The organism is Curtobacterium sp. L6-1 (genome assembly GCF_018885305.1).
GTDB classification, from domain to species: Bacteria; Actinomycetota; Actinomycetes; order Actinomycetales; family Microbacteriaceae; genus Curtobacterium; species Curtobacterium aetherium.
Window position 1 is genome coordinate 1,405,601 of sequence record NZ_CP076544.1, and the last position, 17,492, is coordinate 1,423,092.

The following is a 17,492-nucleotide window of genomic DNA, read 5'->3' on the forward strand; positions in this document are numbered from 1 at the left end:
AAACCAGGAGCAACACGCATGGCGAACATCAAGTCGCAGCTCAAGCGCATCAAGACCAACCAGAAGGCCACCGACCGCAACAAGGCGTACAAGTCGGAGCTGAAGACCTACATCCGTCACACGAACGAGGCCATCGCCTCGGGTGACAAGGACAAGGCCGTCGCCGCCCTGTCGCTCGCTTCGAAGAAGCTCGACAAGGCCGTCAGCAAGGGTGTCATCCACAAGAACCAGGCCGCGAACCGCAAGTCGGCCATCGCGAAGAAGGTCTCCGCGCTCTGATCTGAGGCGCTGATCGTCTCGAAGGCCCCGCACCGTTGGTGCGGGGCCTTCGTCGTTGACGGGGCCGTGGTCGTCGAGGCCTGCGTCGTCGGTGGGATGCTCGTCGTCGGTGGGTGCTCCTCGTCGGCGGGGGTCTGCGTCGTCGGCGGGGCGACGGGCGGTGCGGCCCGCGTCACGGCCGGGAGGCGCGGCTCGCCTCAGCGGTCCTCGCCGCGTCGGGCGATGGTGCGGACCATCACCTCGAGGGCGAAGTGCGCGTCCCGCGAGCCGCCCTTCACCGCGGCGTCGGCGGCCGCGATGCTCGTGATCGCGTTCGCCAGCCCCGCCTCGCTCCACCCTGCGACGTCACGCTGTGCACGCTGCACCTGCCACGGAGCCATGCCGAGCGAGGACGCAGCTTGCCCGCTCGATCCGCGGAAAGAGCTGACCTTCGCCATCGTGCGGAGCTTGCTCGCGAAGGCCGCCACGATCGGCACCGGCGCCTCCCCCGTGGAAAGTGCGTGACGGAGTTCGACGATCGCGGGGGCGGACCGGCCGGCGAGGGCGATGTCCGCGACCTTGAACGCGTTCGTCTCGACCCGGCCGCCGTAGTACTTGTCGACGGTGCGGTCGGTGATCTCGGCGGCCTCGTCGGCCAGGAGCTGACGACAGGCGGCAGCGAGTTCGGCGAGGTCGTCGGCGAAGGCAGCGACGAGGGTCCGCACGGCCGACGGAGCGATCTTCCGCCGGGCGGCCCGGAACTCGGCGTTGACGAAGTCGATGCGGTCGGTGTCGCGCTTGATCTCGTCGCACTGCACCTCGATGCCGCCGCCGACGCCGCTGCGGATGGTGTCCAGGAGCTTCTTGCCTCGGACGCCCCCGCCGTGCCGGAGCACCAGGGTGACGTCGTCGGCGGGCGCCTGCAGGTAGGAGATGCTCTCGGTGATGAAGGCGTCGGTGCACTTCTCGACGTTCGTGACCCGGACCAGGCGTGGCTCGCCGAACAGGGACGGGCTGGCCAGGGTCGCCAGCAGCCCGGGCGCGTACTGGTCCGCCTCGAGGTCGTGCACCTCGAGCGCGGGGTCCTCGCCGACGAGCAGGTCGCGGAGCATGCCGATGGACCGCTCGGCGAGGAAGGTCTCGGCCCCGGTGACCAGGACGACCGGCGCAGGCCGGATCGCCGACCAGGGGATCTGGTCGATCTTCGCTGCGGCGCGCGCGGGCTTCTTGGCGGGCATGCGGGTCCTTCCGGTGACGCTGGGCGACGACGACGTGCCCGGTGCACGAGCAGCACGGGGCCGGACGTCGCCGCCTCGATCCTAGGGGCGGGTGCCGACGGTGCCGTCCGAGCGGCCCGGTCGGGGTCGGCGTCAGGTGGGTCGGCGTCGGGTGCGTCGGGGCCGGGTGCGTCGGCATGAGGCGCATCGCCGTCGGGGTCAGGCGCGTCGACGTCGCGTTCGGTCCAGACCTCGACCTGCGCCGCACGGCACGGCCCGCCAGCCCCCGCTGCCCCGTCCGCCCCGCCCGCCCCGGCTGCCCCGCCCGCAGCGGCTGCCCCGTCCGGCCCGCCCTCGCCAGCCGCCCCGTCCGGCCCGTCCGCCCCGTCGGCGCCGTCCGCCCCGTCCGCGCCGTCCGCACCGGCCACCTCGTCATCCGCGCGCCGCTCCCCCGCGCCGCGGAGCACGACCGTCCCCGACAGGTCCGTCCGGTACACCGTGGTCCCGGCGGCCGCGAGCATGGTCAGCGCACGCTCGGTCGGGTGCCCGTAGTCGTTGTCCGCGCCGACCCCGATCAGCCCGGTGCTGGCCGCGAGCACCCGGTACAGCTCCGGGTCCTGGTCGGCGGAGCCGTGGTGCGCCACCTTGACGACGTCGACGGGCGCGAGGAGGTCCGGGGGCGCCGTCCGGAGGAGTCGTCGCTGCGCGTCCTCCCCCAGGTCGCCGAGCAGGAGCGTGCTCAGGCACCCCGGACACGCTGCTCCGGGGGTGGGATCGGCGCGCAGGACGATGCTCGCGGCGTTCCCTGCCTCCGGGTCGGAGCTGCGCGGCCAGAGCACCCGCCACCGCAGGTCCCCGAGGGAACCGGCGGTCCCGTCCGTCGCTCGTCGCACGTCGACGCCCGCCGCGCGCAGGTCCGTGAGCACCCGGGCGTCCGACGGCCGTCCGACCGGACCGACCAAGGCGGTTTCCACCCGGTCGGCGACCGCGTCGACCGCTCCGACGTGGTCGCGGTCGAAGTGGGTCAGGACGAGCAGGTCGACGTGGGAGACGCCGAGCAGCGTCAGGCAGGTCCGCAGCCGCTCGGGGTCGTCGCCGGTGTCGACGAGGGCGGTCTGCCCGGCGCTCCGCAGCAGGGTCGCGTCCCCCTGCCCGACGTCGCACATCGCGGTGGTCCACCCGGTGGGCACCGAGCCGCGGACGAGCACCACCGGCACGGCGACCGACCCGACCCCGACGACGGCCGTCACCGCGGCAGCGACGACCAGCGTCCGCCGGACCCGCCCGGGCAGGAGCACGCCGACCGCGAGGGCAGCGCTGACCGCCGCCGCAGCGACGACCCCGACCACGCCCGGCGGCCAGGGTGCCGAGGCGGCCGGCAGCGCAGCGGCCCCGCGTGCGACGGCGCCGACGACCGCGGCGGGCACCCAGCCGACCGTCGCGAGGAGCCCGGCCCCCGCCGGCCACCACGGCGCGAGCAGGCAGGAGCCGAGCCCGACGACGGTGGCGACCGGTGCCACGACCTCGGCCAGCAGGTTGGCCGGTACCGCGTAGGTGGGCAGCGACGCCGACAGCGGGATCGTCACCGGCCAGCACGTCACCTGCGCCGCGACCGGGACCGCGACCGCGGCGGCCGCCGGCGTCCAGAGCCGGCGGGCGAGCAGGTCGGTCAGGGGTGGCCCGAGGACCACGATCCCCGTCGTCGCGAGCACCGAGAGCGCGAAGGCATAGGAACGGGCGACCCACGGATCGGCGACGAGCATCCCGGCCGCGGCGAGGGCGATGAGCGGCACCCCGCGCACCGGCCGTCCGCGCAGGCGGACCACGAGCACGACGACCGCCATCACGGTCGCGCGGGTGATCGACGGATCGGGTCGGACGAGCACGACGAAGCCGAGCAGCACCACGACCGCGGCGGCGGCACGCACCAGGCGGGGAGCCCCGACGGCCCGACCGACCAGCACCACGAGTGCCACGACGACGGCGCAGTTCGACCCCGACACCGCGGTCAGGTGCGTGAGGGCGGAGGTCTCCATGGCCTGCTCGGTCACCGGGTCGAGTCCGGACCGGTCACCGATCGCGAGGCCGCGGAGCAGCGCAGCGCCGGGCTCCGGCAGGTCGGCGGTGACGGTGACGAAGGCCGCCCGTGCCACGGCGCTCGCTCCGAGGACCCCGTGCGGGCCGTCCACGACACGCAGGTCCCCGCGGACGAAGAGCACGAACGCGGTGGTCGCCCCGGCCTCGTCCTGCTGCATCGGACCGCGGACGTCGAGGACCGTCCCCGCCGGCAGGACGACTCGCCGGGGCTCGCCGGCTGCGGGCACGAGCCGGACCGGCACCCGCAGGCCGTCGGGCCGGGAGGCGCCGGTCCGGACCGCCACGACCGTCCCGACCACAGACCGGTCGCCCGGCGCGAGGTCGCGGTCGAGGCGCACGCGGACGTCACTCGTCCGGCCGGACGCGTCGAGGAGGACCGACGGCTCCCGCCGTCCCTGACCGACGGCGACCGCCACCGCCAGCAGTCCGACGAGGAGCGCGGTGGTCAGCGCGAGTGCACACGCCCCGCGGGCCAGGTCCGCCGCGGCCACCCGGCGGCGCAGGGCCGACCGCAGCCGGACGGGCAGGAGCGCCCAGCCCCGGGATCGTCGGACCCGCAGCAGCGCCGCTGGCTCCAGCCCGATCAGCACCACGAGCGCACCCACCACCGCGGCCGCGGCCACCACGACGACCGGGACGGCCAGGTGCGGCACCCCGACGAGCACCGTGCCGACGACCCACGATGACCCGACGGGCCCCGCGAGTCGCAGGTCCGCCGGGGACGCCCGGAGTCCCGCCGCGCTCACACGCGCACCCGGTCCCGCAGTTCGGCGAACCGGCCGTCCCCGATGCCGCTGACCTCGAGCAGGTCCTCGACCGAGCGGAAGCCGCCGTGTTCCTCCCGCCACGCCAGGATCCGCTGCGCCAGCGCCGGACCGATCCCCGGCAGGGTCTCGAGCGCCGTCGTGTCCGCCGCGTTGAGGTCGACGACCGCGTCCTCGCCAACGGTCCCACCGACGCCGGATCCGGCCGCACCGCCGACAGCACCGCCCGCACCCGCCGGACCGCCCCCGCCAGCCGCACCGCTGCCGACCACCGCGCCGCCCGGCCGCAGCTCGGCAGGGACCTCGGTCTCCCCGACCCGGGGCACGTACACCCGCTCGCCGTCCACGACGGGGCGCGCCAGGTTGAGGCGGGTCAGGTCCGCGTCACCCCCGGCGCCCCCGGCCGCGTCGAGGGCGTCCGACACCCGCTCGCCCACCGGCACCCGGACGACCCCGGGGTGGGCCACCGCACCGACGACGTACACGACGGCGATCCCCGCCGGACCGGACGCAGCACCCGACGCACCACGGCCCGCACCGACACCAGCACCAGCACCACTGCCGGACCCCCCGGCTCCACGGGCGCCACCACGGCCGCCAGCGCCGCCGGGACCACCAGCGCCCGTCGAACCGCCCGAGGACGCCCCGGCGTCGCCCGGCTCCCCCACGACCGTCGGCGCCCCCGAGACCACGGTGACACCCGCGCCACCGCCGCCCACACCGCTGCCCGCCGCACCGCCGCCGCCCAGCAGGACCACCGCCACCGCGACGACCAGCACGACCCCCACGAGCACCAGGCCGGCACGGGGCGAGAGCGCGAAGCGGGACATGCCGGAACGCTACGGAGCCCGGTCTCTCGACCGGGCTCCGTGTGTCGGACCTGTGGAGCGCCTCCGCCCCGGACCCCGCTGTGGAGGGAGGACTACCCCTTGATCGCGATGTTGACGAGCTTCGGCGCCCGGACGATGACCTTCACGATCTCGCGGTCACCGATGTACCGCTGCACCGCCGCCGAGCTCCGGGCGAGTTGCTCGAGCTCGTCCGCCTCGATCGACTTCGACACCTCGAACGAGTCGCGCACCTTGCCGTTGACCTGCACGACCGCGGTCAGCGTCTCCTGCACGAGCAGGGTCGGGTCGGCCTTGCGCCACCCGAACGTCGCCACCGGGGAGTCGTAGCCGAGCGTCTGCCACATCTCCTCGCCGGTGTAGGGCGCGAACACACTGAGTCCGAGGGCGATCGTCTCGGCAGCCTCACGCACGGCGGGGTCGGCGGCACCGGGGCCGCTGTCGATCGCCTTGCGGGTGACGTTCACCAGGTCCATGAGCCGCGCGATCACGACGTTGAACTTGAACGACTCCATCAGCCCGGGCGCATCGGCCAGGAACCGGTGGGTCGCCTGCCGGACGGCGCGGTCGCCGGTGGACCAGACCGCGTCGGGCGTCGAGGTGACGTCGACGGCGATCCGGTAGGCACGGGCCAGGAAGCGCGCGGAGGCTGCCGGCGAGACGTCCTCCCAGTTGATGTCGTCCTCGGGCGGACCCGCGAAGCCCATCACCAGACGGATCGCGTCGACACCGTGCGCGTCGAGCTCGTCGCCGAGGGACACGCCGCCCTTCGACTTCGACATCTTCGAGCCGCCGGACAGCACCATGCCCTGGTTGAGCAGCGCCGAGAACGGCTCGGTGAAGTCGAGGTAGCCGAGGTCGAACAGCACCTTCGTGACGAAGCGCGCGTACAGCAGGTGCAGGATCGCGTGCTCGACGCCGCCGATGTACTGGTCGACGGGCGCCCACTTGTTCACGAGCGCCGGGTCGAACGCCTGCGTCTCGTCCTGCGGGGACAGGAAGCGCAGGAAGTACCAGGACGAGTCGACGAACGTGTCCATCGTGTCGGGATCGCGGCGCGCAGGGCTGCCGTCGACCGGGTTCGGCACATTCACCCAGTCGGTCGCGCCACCGAGGGGCGAGGTGCCCTTCGGCTTGAGGTCGAGACCCTCGGTGTCGGGCAGGACCACGGGCAGCTGGTCCTCGGGGACCGGGTACTGGCTGCCGTCCTCGCCGTGGATGATCGGGATCGGGGTGCCCCAGAACCGCTGGCGCGAGATGAGCCAGTCGCGCAGACGGTAGGTCTTGGCGGCACGGCCGGTGCCGCGTTCCTCGAGCAGGCCGATCGCCGCGGTGATGGCGTGCTGCTTGCTCATGCCGTCGAGCGGGCCGGAGTTGATCATCCGTCCCTGGCCGGTCAGCGCCTCGCCCGTGGTGGCGGGGTCGAGCGACGGCAGGTCCTCGAGGGTCGCGCCCTCGGGAATGACCGGGATCGCACCGGTGACGGGCTGGTTCGTGTCGACGACGACCGTGACGGGCAGGTCGAAGGCGCGGGCGAAGTCGAGGTCGCGCTGGTCGTGCGCGGGCACGGCCATGACCGCACCGTGTCCGTAGTCGGCCAGCACGTAGTCGGCGGCCCAGAGCGGCAGGCGCTCCCCGGTCAGCGGGTGCACCGCGGTCCGGCCGAGCGGCACCCCGGTCTTCGGGCGGTCGGCGTTCTGCCGGTCGATGTCCGACGCCTTCTGCGTGGCGACCAGGTACTCCTGGAAGGCGGCGCGGGTGGCGTCGTCGACGGACGGGTCGTCGACGAGCTCGGCGGCCAGGTCGGAGTCGGGGGCGACGACCAGGAAGGTCACGCCGTGGATGGTGTCCGGACGCGTGGTGAAGACGGTGACCGGCTCGTCACGGCCCTCGATGACGAAGTCGACGTCGGCGCCGACGGAGCGACCGATCCAGTTCCGCTGCATCGCGATGACCTTCGACGGCCACCGTCCCTCGAGCTGGTTGAGGTCGTCGAGCAGCCGGTCCGCGTAGTCCGTGATCTTGAAGTACCACTGCGTCAGCTTCTTCTTGACGACGACGGCGCCGGAGCGGTCGGAGGTGCCGTCGGGCAGCACCTGCTCGTTGGCCAGCACGGTCTGGTCCACCGGGTCCCAGTTGACCCAGCTGTCCTTCCGGTACGCCAGGCCCTTCTCGTACATCTTGAGGAACAGCCACTGGTTCCACTTGTAGTACTCGGGGTCCGAGGTGTGGATCTCGGTCGACCAGTCGAAGGACGGCGCGTACCGCTTGAAGGACGCCTTCTGCTGCGCGATGTTCGCGTAGGTCCAGTCCTTGGGGTCGACCCCGCGCTTGATGGCGGCGTTCTCGGCGGGCAGACCGAACGAGTCCCACCCGATCGGGTGCAGCACGTTGAATCCCTGCTGGCGCCAGTACCGTGCCACGAAGTCACCGAGGGCCCAGTTCTCGGCGTGGCCCATGTGCAGGTCGCCGGACGGGTACGGGAACATCTCGAGGATGTACTTGCGCGGGCGGGTGTCGTCGGGGTCGGCGGTGAAGAGGCCGAGCTCTTCCCACCGTGCCTGCCACTTCTCCTGGATGCGCCGGAAGTCGTAGGTGTGCGGGTCCTCGACGTGCTGCTCGATGGTCACGGTCGTCAACGATACAAGCCGGGAGGCTCCTCCTGCGTCCCCGCGTCGGCTCACGGCGCGAGCAGGCGTCCGTCCGCCATCCGCAGGGTCCGGTCGACCAGGTCGTCCGGCACCGGGACGTGCGAGACGACGAAAAGCGTCCGCCCCGCTGCGCGGGCCGTCGTGACGAGGTCGCGGAGCACGTCGTCACCGAGGTCCGGGTCGACGTCGGCGGTCGGCTCGTCGAGCACGAGGACCGGGAACGCGTGCAGGAGCGCCCGCGCCAGGGCCAGGCGGTGCGCCTGCCCTCCGGACACCAGGGACCCGCGCTCCCCCACGTCGGCATCGAGTCCGCCGCGTCGGGCGACCCACTCGCCGAGGCCGACCCGGTCGAGCACCGCGAGCAGGTCCGCGTCGGTGGCGGTGTCCCGGGCGAACAGCAGGTTCTGCCGCACGGACTGGTCGAAGACGAACGGGTCCTGCTCGATGAGACCGACGCGGGCGCGGACGGCGTCCGGGTGCAGCTCGCGCGCCTCCACGCCGTCCAGCGTGTAGCTGCCGGTGTGGTCGACGAACCGGACGAGGGCGTCCACGAGGGTCGACTTGCCGGCGCCGCTCGGGCCGCGGAGCACGACGACCTCGCCCGGGGTGAGGTCGAACGAGACCCCGTCGACCGCGGGTGTCGCGGCACCGGGCCACCGTACGGAGAGGTCGCGCACCCGCAGGGCCACCGCCGGCGGCGCCGCCAGCTCCTCGTCCGACGCCGGCTGCTCGGGTTCGGGGACCAGGCCGGCGGGCAGCTCGGCGGGGACGACCCGCTCGACCCGCTCGGCGGCGGCACGCACCCGGCGGAGGGTGAGGACCGCCAGCGGGACGCTCCCGACGACCTCGAACAGGGCGAGCGGCACGAAGACCGCGAGCGCCCAGAGCGGCCCGTCGAGGCTGCCGGTCACGACCGCGGGTGCACCGACGGCGAGCACACCGATCACCGCGGCCCCGCCGACGAGTCCGACGAGGGCGCCGACCAACGACTCGACCGCCCCGCGCCGCCGCACCGCTCGGGTCACCCGGTCGTCGAGTCGGGCGATGTGCGTCAGCCGGTCGTCGAGGGTGCCGTAGGCGGCGAAGACGTCGAGCGTCCGCACGGTGTCGAGGACCAGGTCGGCGACGTGCCCGCGGTCGGCGGCCGTCTCGCGGTCGGACCGGGTCGCCACCGCACTCGTCACGACGGTCCCGACGAGCGCGGCCACCCCGAGCGCCAGGACCAGCACGAGCGCGGCCGGCTGCGAGACGACCGCGACGGCGACCACGGACAGCAGCGCGGTGACCCCCGCGGACACGAGCGGCCCGACCACGCGGATCGGCAGGTCCTGCAGCCGGTCGGTGTCGGTGACCAGGCGGGTCATCAGGTCACCCCGGCCGGTCGAGCCGAGGCCCGCCGGCGCGACGGACGCCAGCCGCCGGTACGTCTCGGTCCGGACGACGGCGAGCTGTCGGAACGAGGCGTCGTGGCCGGCCAGGCGGTCCACGTAGCGGAACACGGCGCGGCCGAGCGCGAAGGCCCGCACGCCGACCATCACGAGCGTCAGGTAGAGGATCGGCGGGTGCTCCGCGGCCCGGGTGATGAGGTAGCCGCTGGCCGCGAGCAGCGCGACCCCGCAGAGCGCGGTGAGCACGCCGGCGACGACGGCCTTCGTCCAACCGCGACCACGGGGCATGGCGAGCCGGAGGACGGAGCGGTCGCGGGCCTCCCGGCCTGGGCGGGTCGCGCTCATGCGTGCACCGCCCGTGCGGACCGGACGGCGACGGAACCCGACGGGTCGATCGTCGCGACGAGGTCGGCGGCGGCCACGACCGCGGGACGGTGGCTCGCGACGACCACGACGGCGCCGTCGGCGGCGAGCCGTCGGACGGCCGCGATGACGTCCGCCTCGGACTCCGCGTCGAGCGCGGAGGTCGGCTCGTCGAGCAGGACGAGCGGTGTGCGGCGCGCGGCAGCCCGGTACAGACCGCGCGCGACGGCGACGCGCTGCGCCTGGCCGCCGGACAGGCCGGACCCGCCGGAGCCGACCGGGAGGCCCGGGTCGAGTGCCAGCCCCACCGCACGCAGGGCGGAACGGACGCGGTCGTCGTCCGGGTCGGCGGCGAGGGCGACGTTCTCGGCGACGGAGCCGCGGACGAGCCGCGGCCGCTGGTCGACCCAGGTCGTGCGGTCGGCGACGGTCGCGCCGGCGGGACCGGGGACGGTGACCGACCCCTCGGCGGCGAGGGCACCGCGGAGGGCGGCGAGGAGACTCGACTTGCCGGACCCGCTCGGACCCGCCAGGGCGACCACGGTGCCGGCCGGGGCGTGCAGGTCGACGGGGCCGACCACCACGTCGGGGCGGCGGACCGTCAGGCCGCGGAGCACGAGCGCCGACGACGCCTCGGCGCCCGCCGGGGCGGTGTCGGATGCGACGGTGCCGGCTGGGGCGGTGCCGGCTGTGGCTGTACCGGCTGGGGCGGTGCCGGCTGTGGCTGTACCGGCTGCGGCGGGACCGGGTGCGGCGGCGGCCAGCCCGTCGGTGTCAGCCTCGGCAGTCCTGGTGTCGTCGAGCACGTCGAGGACCGCCTGCGACGCCTCCACCCCGTCCTGGGCCGCGTGGAAGTCCGCACCGACCTGCCGGAGCGGGGCGAACGCCTCCGGTGCGAGCACGAGCACGAACATCGCGGCCCCGAGGCCGAGGGACCCGTCGACGAGCCGGATGCCGATGGACACCGCGACCAGGGCGACGGACAGGCTCGCGGCGAGCTCGAGTGCGAAGCCGCTGACGAACGACAGCCGCAGCACCCCGATCGTGCCGCGACGGTACGCGTCGGTCACGGCACCGATCCGGCCGACCTGACGACGGGCGCGGCCGAACACCTTGAGCGTCGCCAGCCCCTCGACGGCCTCGGTGAACGCCCCGCCGAGGCGCGCGAGGGCGTCGGCCTGACGCCGCTGCAGGGACTGCGTGGCCAGGCCGATGAGGACCATGAAGACCGGGATGACCGGCATCGCGCAGACGATGACGACGGCGCTGGTGAGGTCGCCGAGGGCGATCGCGACGAGCAGGACCGGGGTCGCGACGGCGGTGAGCGCCAACTGCGGCAGGTACCGGCCGAAGTACGCGTCGAGGGCGTCGAGACCCGGGCCGAGCGTCGTGGCGAAACCGGCGCTCGACCGACCGGCGAGCCACCCGGGGCCCCGGTCGGCCGCGCGCCGGAGCACGGTGGCACGGAGTTCGCTCTTCACGCGGGCCCCGGCGCGGGCGGCGAGGTCGTCCGTCGACCAGGCCGCGGCCGCACGGAGCACGAACGCCGCACCGAGCAGGAGCAGGGTGCCCGGGAACGTCGCCGGGACCGCGCCGGCACGCACCGCGTCCACCACCTGGGTCACCGCAGCGGCGATGCCCCAGGCGATGCCGATGGTCGCGACCGTCCGCACCGCGCCCGTGCCGGCGGCGGCGAGGACGAAGCCGCGCGCCGTCCTCGACAGGCGGAGCAGACGGGGGTCGAGCGGTTTCACGTGTCGCTCCGGCTCAGTGCGCGGCCTGCGCGACGGTGGCGCGCGAGACCCGCTTGCGGAAGACCCAGTACGTCCACGCCTGGTAGGCGAGCACGAGCGGGATGAAGACCACCGCGACCCAGCTCATCACGGTCAGCGTGTAGCTGCCGGACGAGGCGTTGGCGACGGTCAGGCTGTTCGCCGGGTCGTTCGTGGCGGGCATGACGTCCGGGAACACCGCGGTGAACATCGCCAGGACGACCGCCGCGATCGTGATCGCCATGAGGGTGAAGGCGCGGCCCTCGCGACCGCGGGCCGCGCACAGCACGGCGACGACGAGCGCGACGGCGGCGACCACGGAGAGCACGAGCGACGTCGGCGTGGAGCGGACCAGTGCCATCGCGCCGAGGAACACGGCACCGACGACGATCGTCAGGACCCCCGCCCGCTTCGCCAGCGCGATCGCCCGCTCACGCATCTCCCCCTCGGTCTTCAGTGCCACGAAGACGACCCCGTGCGTGAAGAACACCAGGAGGGTGGTCACGCCGGTGAGCAGTGCGAAGGGGTTGAGCAGGTCGAGGAGCGTGCCCGTGTAGTTGTGCCCGGCGTCCATCGGGATGCCCCGGACGACGTTGCCGAACGCGACGCCCCAGAGGAAGGACGGCACGGCGCTGCCGACCACGATCATGAGGTCGAAGCGACGCCGCCAGGCCGGGTGCTTGCCCTGGTGGCGGTACTCGAACGACACCCCCCGGGCGATGAGCGCCGCGAGGATGAGCAGCAGCGCCAGGTAGAAGCCGGAGAACATCGTCGCGTACCACTCCGGGAAGGCCGCGAACAGGCAGGCGCCGGCGACGATGACCCAGGTCTCGTTGAGGTCCCAGACCGGGCCGATGGTGTTGATCAGGACGCGGCGGTCGGTGTCGTCCTTGCCGAGGAACGGCAGCGACATCCCGACCCCGAAGTCGAACCCGTCGAGCACGAAGTACCCGACGAAGAACGCCCCGACGATCGCGAACCAGAGAACGGGCAGGTCCATCTCAGTACACCGTCACTTCGTGCTCGACCTCGCCGGTCTCCGCGTCGACCTCGGCCGGGGCGGCCGGGCCCTCCTGGGCGACCTTCTTGATGAGTCGGAACTCGACCACCGCGAGGGATCCGTAGATGAGCGTGAACACGACCAGCGAGATGAGCACCTCGAGCCCGGTCACGTTCGGGGACACGCCGTCGGCGGTCCTGAGCAGGCCGAAGACCAGCCAGGGCTGGCGGCCCATCTCGGTGAAGACCCAGCCGACGATCATCGCGGCCATCGGCAGCGGGACCGCCCAGATCGCGATGCGCCAGATCCAGCGCTGCTGGGGGAAGCGGCCCTTCCGGGTCAGCCAGAGCCCGGCGAGCGACACCATGACGGCTCCGACGCCGAGAGCGATCATCCAGCGGAAGGACCAGTAGGTCACCCAGATGATCGGCTTGTAGTCCCCCGGGCCGTACACCTGCGTGTACTGGGCCTGCAGGTCGTTGATGCCCTCGACCGTGCCGGAGAACGTGTGCGTGGAGAGGAAGGACAGCAGGTAGGGCACCCGGATCGAGAAGAGCTCGGTGACCCCGTCCGGCGTGCCGAGCGTGAAGATCGAGAACGATGCGTCCTTGCCGCTGGCGGTGTTGTACAGCGCCTCGGCCGCGGCCATCTTCATCGGCTGCGTGTCGACCATGGTCAGGCCGAGCTGGTCACCCGTGAGGACCGTGAGCGCCCCGGCGGCGACCATCGTCCACAGGCCGAACTTGAGCGCCGGCATCATCGTCTCGAGGTTCTGGTTCCGCGACAGGTGGTACGCGGCGACCGAGATGATCACGCCGGCGGCGACCATGAAGCAGGCGAAGATCGTGTGCGGGAAGGCGGCGAGGGCGACCTTGTTGCCGAGGACCGCCCAGATGTCGGTGAGCTCGGCGCGGCCCTTCGCCTCGTTGATGGCGTAGCCGACCGGGTGCTGCATGAAGGCGTTCGCGGCGATGATGAAGTACGCCGACATGATCGTGCCCGCGCTGACGCACCAGATGGTCGCCAGGTGGACCTTCTTCGGCAGCCGGTCCCAGCCGAAGATCCAGAGGCCGATGAACGCCGCCTCGAAGAAGAACGCCAGGATGCCCTCGAGCGCGAGCGGTGCGCCGAAGACGTCCCCGACGAAGCGCGAGTAGTCCGACCAGTTCATGCCGAACTGGAACTCCTGCACGATGCCCGTGACGACGCCCATCGCGAAGTTGATGAGGAAGATCCGGCCGAAGAACCGGGTGAGCTGCAGGTAGTGCGCGCGACCGGTGCGGACCCACGCCGTCTGGAACACCGCGACGACGACTGCCATGCCGATCGTCAACGGGACGAAGAGGAAGTGGTAGATCGTCGTCAGACCGAACTGCCACCGCGACAGGAGGAGCGGATCGAGGAGGTCGTTCATGCGGCCGGGCCCATCGGGATCGCCGCGCGCTGTTCGTGCACGTTGAGATGCTTCCTGTGGAAGGGGTTCTGCTCGTTGCCGTCACGTCGTCGGGACCCTTCGACGGTACTGCTCGTCACACCGCTTCGACAAGTTGTAGAGGCCGCCTCTGCACGAACGTGCACACGCTCTGCACGGCACAACCGTGCGGAACATCTGTCACCCTGCATCACCCCGCAGACGACTACAGGCGCCGGGCTCGATGCCCGACGCCTGTCGTCCTGAGTCCCGCGTCAGCACGCGGAACCGGGGGTGGGAAGCGACCTACAGGAGGCCCTTGTCCTTGAGGAACTCCTCGGCGATATCCGAGGACTTCTCCTTGTCGACCGTGCTCTTCGAGTTGAGGTCGATGAGCGCCTCGGTCGTCAGGACCTTGCTCACCTTGTCGATGTCCGCCGCGGCCTTCTCGTCCACCTTGTCGGAGACGATCGGCGTGACGTTCTGCGGCAGGATCAGGTTCTCCGGGTCCTTCAGCGTGACGAAGCCGTTGGCCTTGATGCTCGGGTCGGCGGTGTAGATGTCGGCGAGCTGCACCGTGCCGTCCTTGAGCGCCTTGACCGTGAGCGCTCCGCCGGAGTCCTCGATGGCCTTCGACTGCACGTCGACGCCGTAAACCGACTTCAGGCCCTTCGGACCGTACGGACGGGTCTGGTTCTCGGAGTTCGCCCCGACGGTGAGCTGCTCCTTGACGTTCTTCAGGTCGGCCAGGCTCGTCACGTCGTTCTTCTCGGAGAACTCCTTCGTGACGGTGTAGCTGTCCTGGTCGGTGGCCTCGGCGGCGTCGAGCGCGCGGACGCCCTTCGGCAGGGCGCTCTCGAGCTCCTTCGCGATGTCGGCCTCGGTCTTCGCGGTCGAGTCCTTGTCGTAGTACTGCAGCAGGTTGCCGCCGTACTCGGGCATGACGTCGATCGCGCCCTTCTGCAGCTGCGGGAGGTAGACCTCGCGCTGGCCGATCTGGTAGTTGCGCTTGACGGTGAAGCCGTCCTTCTCGAGGACCTGCGCGTAGAGCTCGGCGATGATCTCGTTCGAGTAGTACGCCTGCGAGCCGACGACGATGGTCTTCGAGTCGGAGGACGAGCTGGAGCCGCTGTCGAGCGGGCTGCTGGACGAGCAGCCGGCGAGTGCGGCTGCGACGCCCAGGGCGACCGCGGCGGCGATGCCGGCGCGGAGCTTGGGTGCTGTGGTCACGAGGGGTTTCCTTCCGGGATGGGGGTGCGGGGCCGCTCACGCGATCCCGAGCGTCGTCGTGCCGGACGGTCGGCGACGCCCGCGGGCACCACCGCCCGCTGGAGCACGGCGAGGACGATCTCGAACGCGATCGCGAGGGCGATCACGAGGACGGAGGCGCCGAGCATCATGGCGTAGTCCTGGGTCTTGAGCCCGAGGAACACGTAGCCACCGAGGCCACCGGCTCCGACGTACGCGGCGAGGGTGGCGGTGGCGACGACCTGCAGGACGGCGGCGCGGACACCGCCGACGAGCAGCGGGAGGCCGAGCGGGATCTCGACCCTGGTCAGGATCTGCCACTCGGTCATGCCCTGTGCCCGGGCGGCGTCGACCGTCACGGGCTCGACGGACTCGATGCCCGCGTAGGCCCCGGCGAGCACGGACGGCACGGCGAGGATGACGAGCGCGAGCAGCGGCGCCTGCAGGTTCACGCCGAGCATGAGGCCGAACAGCGTCAGCACGCCGAGGGTCGGCAGTGCGCGGATCCCGCCGGACAGCGCGATCGCGACACCGCGGGCCTTGCCGGTGTGACCGATGAGGTACCCGATCGGGACCGCGACCACCGAGGCGATGGCGACGGCGAGCAACGAGATCCAGACGTGCTCCCAGAGGCGGACCGGGATACCGTTCGGGCCGGTGTGGTTGGCGGGGTCGAGGACCCACGCGAAGGCCTGTCCGATGATCACGACGTGGCCTCCGCTGCCTGCAGGACGCGCCGGGCGGCGCGCCTCGACGGTGCCGACCGCCGCGTCCACGGCATCACGAGCCGACCGAGCAGCACGAGGAGCCCGTCGATCGCGAACGCCAGGACCAGGACCATGACGATGCCCGCGACGATCTCCTCCGGGATGGTGCGCCCGATGCCGTCGGTGAAGAGCGACCCGAGGCTCCGGATGCCGAGCACCGCGCCGACCGTGGTGAGCGAGATGGTCGACACGGACACGACCCGGAGCCCGGCGAGCAGGACCGGACCGGCCAGCGGCAGGTCGACGCGGAAGAACCGCTGGGCGCCCGAGTAGCCCATCGCGGTGGCCGCCGAGGTGGTGGCTGCGTCGACCGAGCCGAGGCCGTCGACGGTGGACCGCACCATGAGCGCGAGCCCGTAGAGCGTCAGGCCGATGACGACGTTGACGGGGTCCTGCAGCCCGGTGCCGATGAGCCCGGGCAGGGCGATGAAGAGCGGCAGGGACGGGATGGCGTAGAGCAGCCCGGCGACCGTCACGACGCCGCCGCCGACACCGGTGCTGAAGCGGCCGGCACCGGGACGCCGGAGTCGGACGACGAGCCAGCCGATCGGGATCGAGAGCAGGAAACTGATGATGATCGGCGGGATCGCGACCGCGAGGTGCGCCACCGTGTCGTCCCCGATCGTGTCGAGGTTCGACAGCACCCACTTCACCGGGTGCTCCCACCCTGCGCCGCAGCACCCGGGGCGCCCGTGGGCGTCCCGGCCTCGGAGCGGACAGCGGCAGCAGCGTCGACGACGCCCACGGGACCGGTCAGGACGCCGGCGGCGCGGCCGTCCCCGTCCACGACGATGGGTCCGGTCGGGGTCTGCTCGACCCGCAGTGCCCGGCGACCACGCCCGGCGCCGATGAAGTTCGCGACGAAGTCGTCGGCGGGCTCGGAGAGGATCTCGGCGGGCGTGCCGAGCTGGGCGATCTCGCCGCCCTTCTTGAGGATGACGACCTGGTCGCCGAGCTTGAACGCCTCGTCGATGTCGTGCGTGACGAACACGACCGTCTTGCCGAGCTCGCGCTGCAGCCGGATCAGCTCGTCCTGCAGGTCGTTGCGGACCAGCGGGTCGACGGCGCCGAACGGCTCGTCCATGAGCAGGACGTTCGGGTCGACGGCGAGGCCGCGCGCGACACCGACACGCTGCTGCTGCCCACCGGACAGCTGCGACGGGTAGCGGTCGGCCAGGGACCGGTCGAGCCCGACGGTGTCCATCAGGGCGAGCGCACGCTTCCGCGCCTCGGCCTTGGGCACGCCGGTCAGGAGCGGCACGGTCGCGATGTTGTCGGCGACCTTGCGGTGCGGCAGCAACCCGGCGTTCTGCATCACGTAGCCGATCCGGCGACGGAGCTGCACGGGGTCGACGCCGGCGATGTCCTCGCCGTCGATCTGGACGGACCCGGCGGTGGGGTCGATCATCCGGTTGATCATCCGCAGCAGGGTGGTCTTGCCGCATCCGCTCGAACCGACGAACACCGTCGTGGTCCGCGAAGGGATCACGAGGTCGAACGACTCGACGGCGGTCGTGCCGTCCGGATAGGTCTTGCGCACCGAGCGGAACTCGATCATGGGTGCCCTTCTTGTGGAGGTAGCCCGACTCCGGACGACAGTACCGGTCCTGGGCCCTAGCGGTTCCATCGTGTCGGCGCATGTCGCCTTGCGGACATCGGGGCCGTTCCCGCGCACGGTGGACACGTGCGGGACGACGAACGCCCGCCC

The 17,492-nt window shown here is 72.4% G+C and carries 13 protein-coding genes and 1 pseudogene; 2 read left to right on the forward strand and 12 right to left on the reverse strand.

Going from position 1 to position 17,492, the window contains the following annotated elements; translation table 11 throughout:
* Positions 1–18 precede the first annotated feature (18 nt).
* The gene (gene rpsT / locus KM842_RS06495; protein ID WP_216261646.1) at positions 19–279 is read left to right on the forward strand and encodes a 30S ribosomal protein S20; all 261 of its coding nucleotides are present in this window, start codon (positions 19–21) and stop codon (positions 277–279) included.
* Positions 280–476: 197 nt separating this feature from the next.
* Here the strand turns inward: rpsT and holA are convergent, their stop codons facing one another.
* Positions 477–1,496, reverse strand: a complete 1,020-nt coding sequence (gene holA / locus KM842_RS06500; protein WP_216261647.1) for a DNA polymerase III subunit delta — start codon at positions 1,494–1,496, stop codon at positions 477–479.
* Positions 1,497–2,440: 944 nt separating this feature from the next.
* Positions 2,441–3,511, reverse strand: a pseudogene (locus tag KM842_RS16025) (ComEC/Rec2 family competence protein); the annotation flags it as partial.
* Between KM842_RS16025 and KM842_RS15845 the strand changes: the two are divergent.
* Entirely contained in the window at positions 3,488–4,258 is a 771-nt protein-coding gene (locus tag KM842_RS15845) for a hypothetical protein (protein ID WP_253206280.1), read from the forward strand. The pseudogene KM842_RS16025 and the gene KM842_RS15845 sit on opposite strands and share 24 nt — an antisense overlap.
* Positions 4,259–4,314: 56 nt before the next feature.
* On the opposite strand, the gene KM842_RS06515 is transcribed toward KM842_RS15845, so the two are convergent.
* The 10 genes from KM842_RS06515 to KM842_RS06560 form a co-directional block, all read right to left on the reverse strand.
* Positions 4,315–5,166, reverse strand: a complete 852-nt coding sequence (locus tag KM842_RS06515) for a ComEA family DNA-binding protein (RefSeq protein ID WP_216261648.1) — start codon at positions 5,164–5,166, stop codon at positions 4,315–4,317.
* 92 nt (positions 5,167–5,258) lie between these two features.
* Complete coding sequence (leuS, locus tag KM842_RS06520; RefSeq protein WP_216261649.1) at positions 5,259–7,814, reverse strand: leucine--tRNA ligase; 2,556 nt, start codon at positions 7,812–7,814, stop codon at positions 5,259–5,261.
* 50 nt (positions 7,815–7,864) lie between these two features.
* Positions 7,865–9,568, reverse strand: a complete 1,704-nt coding sequence (gene cydC, locus KM842_RS06525; protein ID WP_216261650.1) for a thiol reductant ABC exporter subunit CydC — start codon at positions 9,566–9,568, stop codon at positions 7,865–7,867.
* Positions 9,565–11,340: a thiol reductant ABC exporter subunit CydD gene (cydD, locus tag KM842_RS06530; RefSeq protein WP_216261651.1), complete on the reverse strand. Its 1,776-nt coding sequence runs from the start codon at positions 11,338–11,340 to the stop codon at positions 9,565–9,567. Before cydD ends, cydC begins: the two co-directional genes overlap by 4 nt.
* 13 nt (positions 11,341–11,353) lie before the next feature.
* Entirely contained in the window at positions 11,354–12,358 is a 1,005-nt protein-coding gene (gene cydB, locus KM842_RS06535; protein ID WP_216261652.1) for a cytochrome d ubiquinol oxidase subunit II, read from the reverse strand.
* Position 12,359: 1 nt separating this feature from the next.
* Positions 12,360–13,772, reverse strand: a complete 1,413-nt coding sequence (locus tag KM842_RS06540) for a cytochrome ubiquinol oxidase subunit I (protein ID WP_216261653.1) — start codon at positions 13,770–13,772, stop codon at positions 12,360–12,362.
* Positions 13,773–14,075: 303 nt separating this feature from the next.
* Positions 14,076–14,999: an ABC transporter substrate-binding protein gene (locus KM842_RS06545; protein WP_216261654.1), complete on the reverse strand. Its 924-nt coding sequence runs from the start codon at positions 14,997–14,999 to the stop codon at positions 14,076–14,078.
* Positions 14,996–15,724 carry an ABC transporter permease gene (locus KM842_RS06550; protein ID WP_216261655.1) on the reverse strand — a complete coding sequence of 243 codons (729 nt, stop codon included), beginning with the start codon at positions 15,722–15,724 and terminating at the stop codon, positions 14,996–14,998. The genes KM842_RS06545 and KM842_RS06550 overlap by 4 nt, the downstream gene beginning before the upstream one ends.
* Positions 15,721–16,437 carry an ABC transporter permease gene (locus tag KM842_RS06555; RefSeq protein WP_216261656.1) on the reverse strand — a complete coding sequence of 239 codons (717 nt, stop codon included), beginning with the start codon at positions 16,435–16,437 and terminating at the stop codon, positions 15,721–15,723. The genes KM842_RS06550 and KM842_RS06555 overlap by 4 nt, the downstream gene beginning before the upstream one ends.
* Positions 16,434–17,342: an ABC transporter ATP-binding protein gene (locus KM842_RS06560; protein WP_216261657.1), complete on the reverse strand. Its 909-nt coding sequence runs from the start codon at positions 17,340–17,342 to the stop codon at positions 16,434–16,436. The genes KM842_RS06555 and KM842_RS06560 overlap by 4 nt, the downstream gene beginning before the upstream one ends.
* Positions 17,343–17,492: the final 150 nt, after the last annotated feature.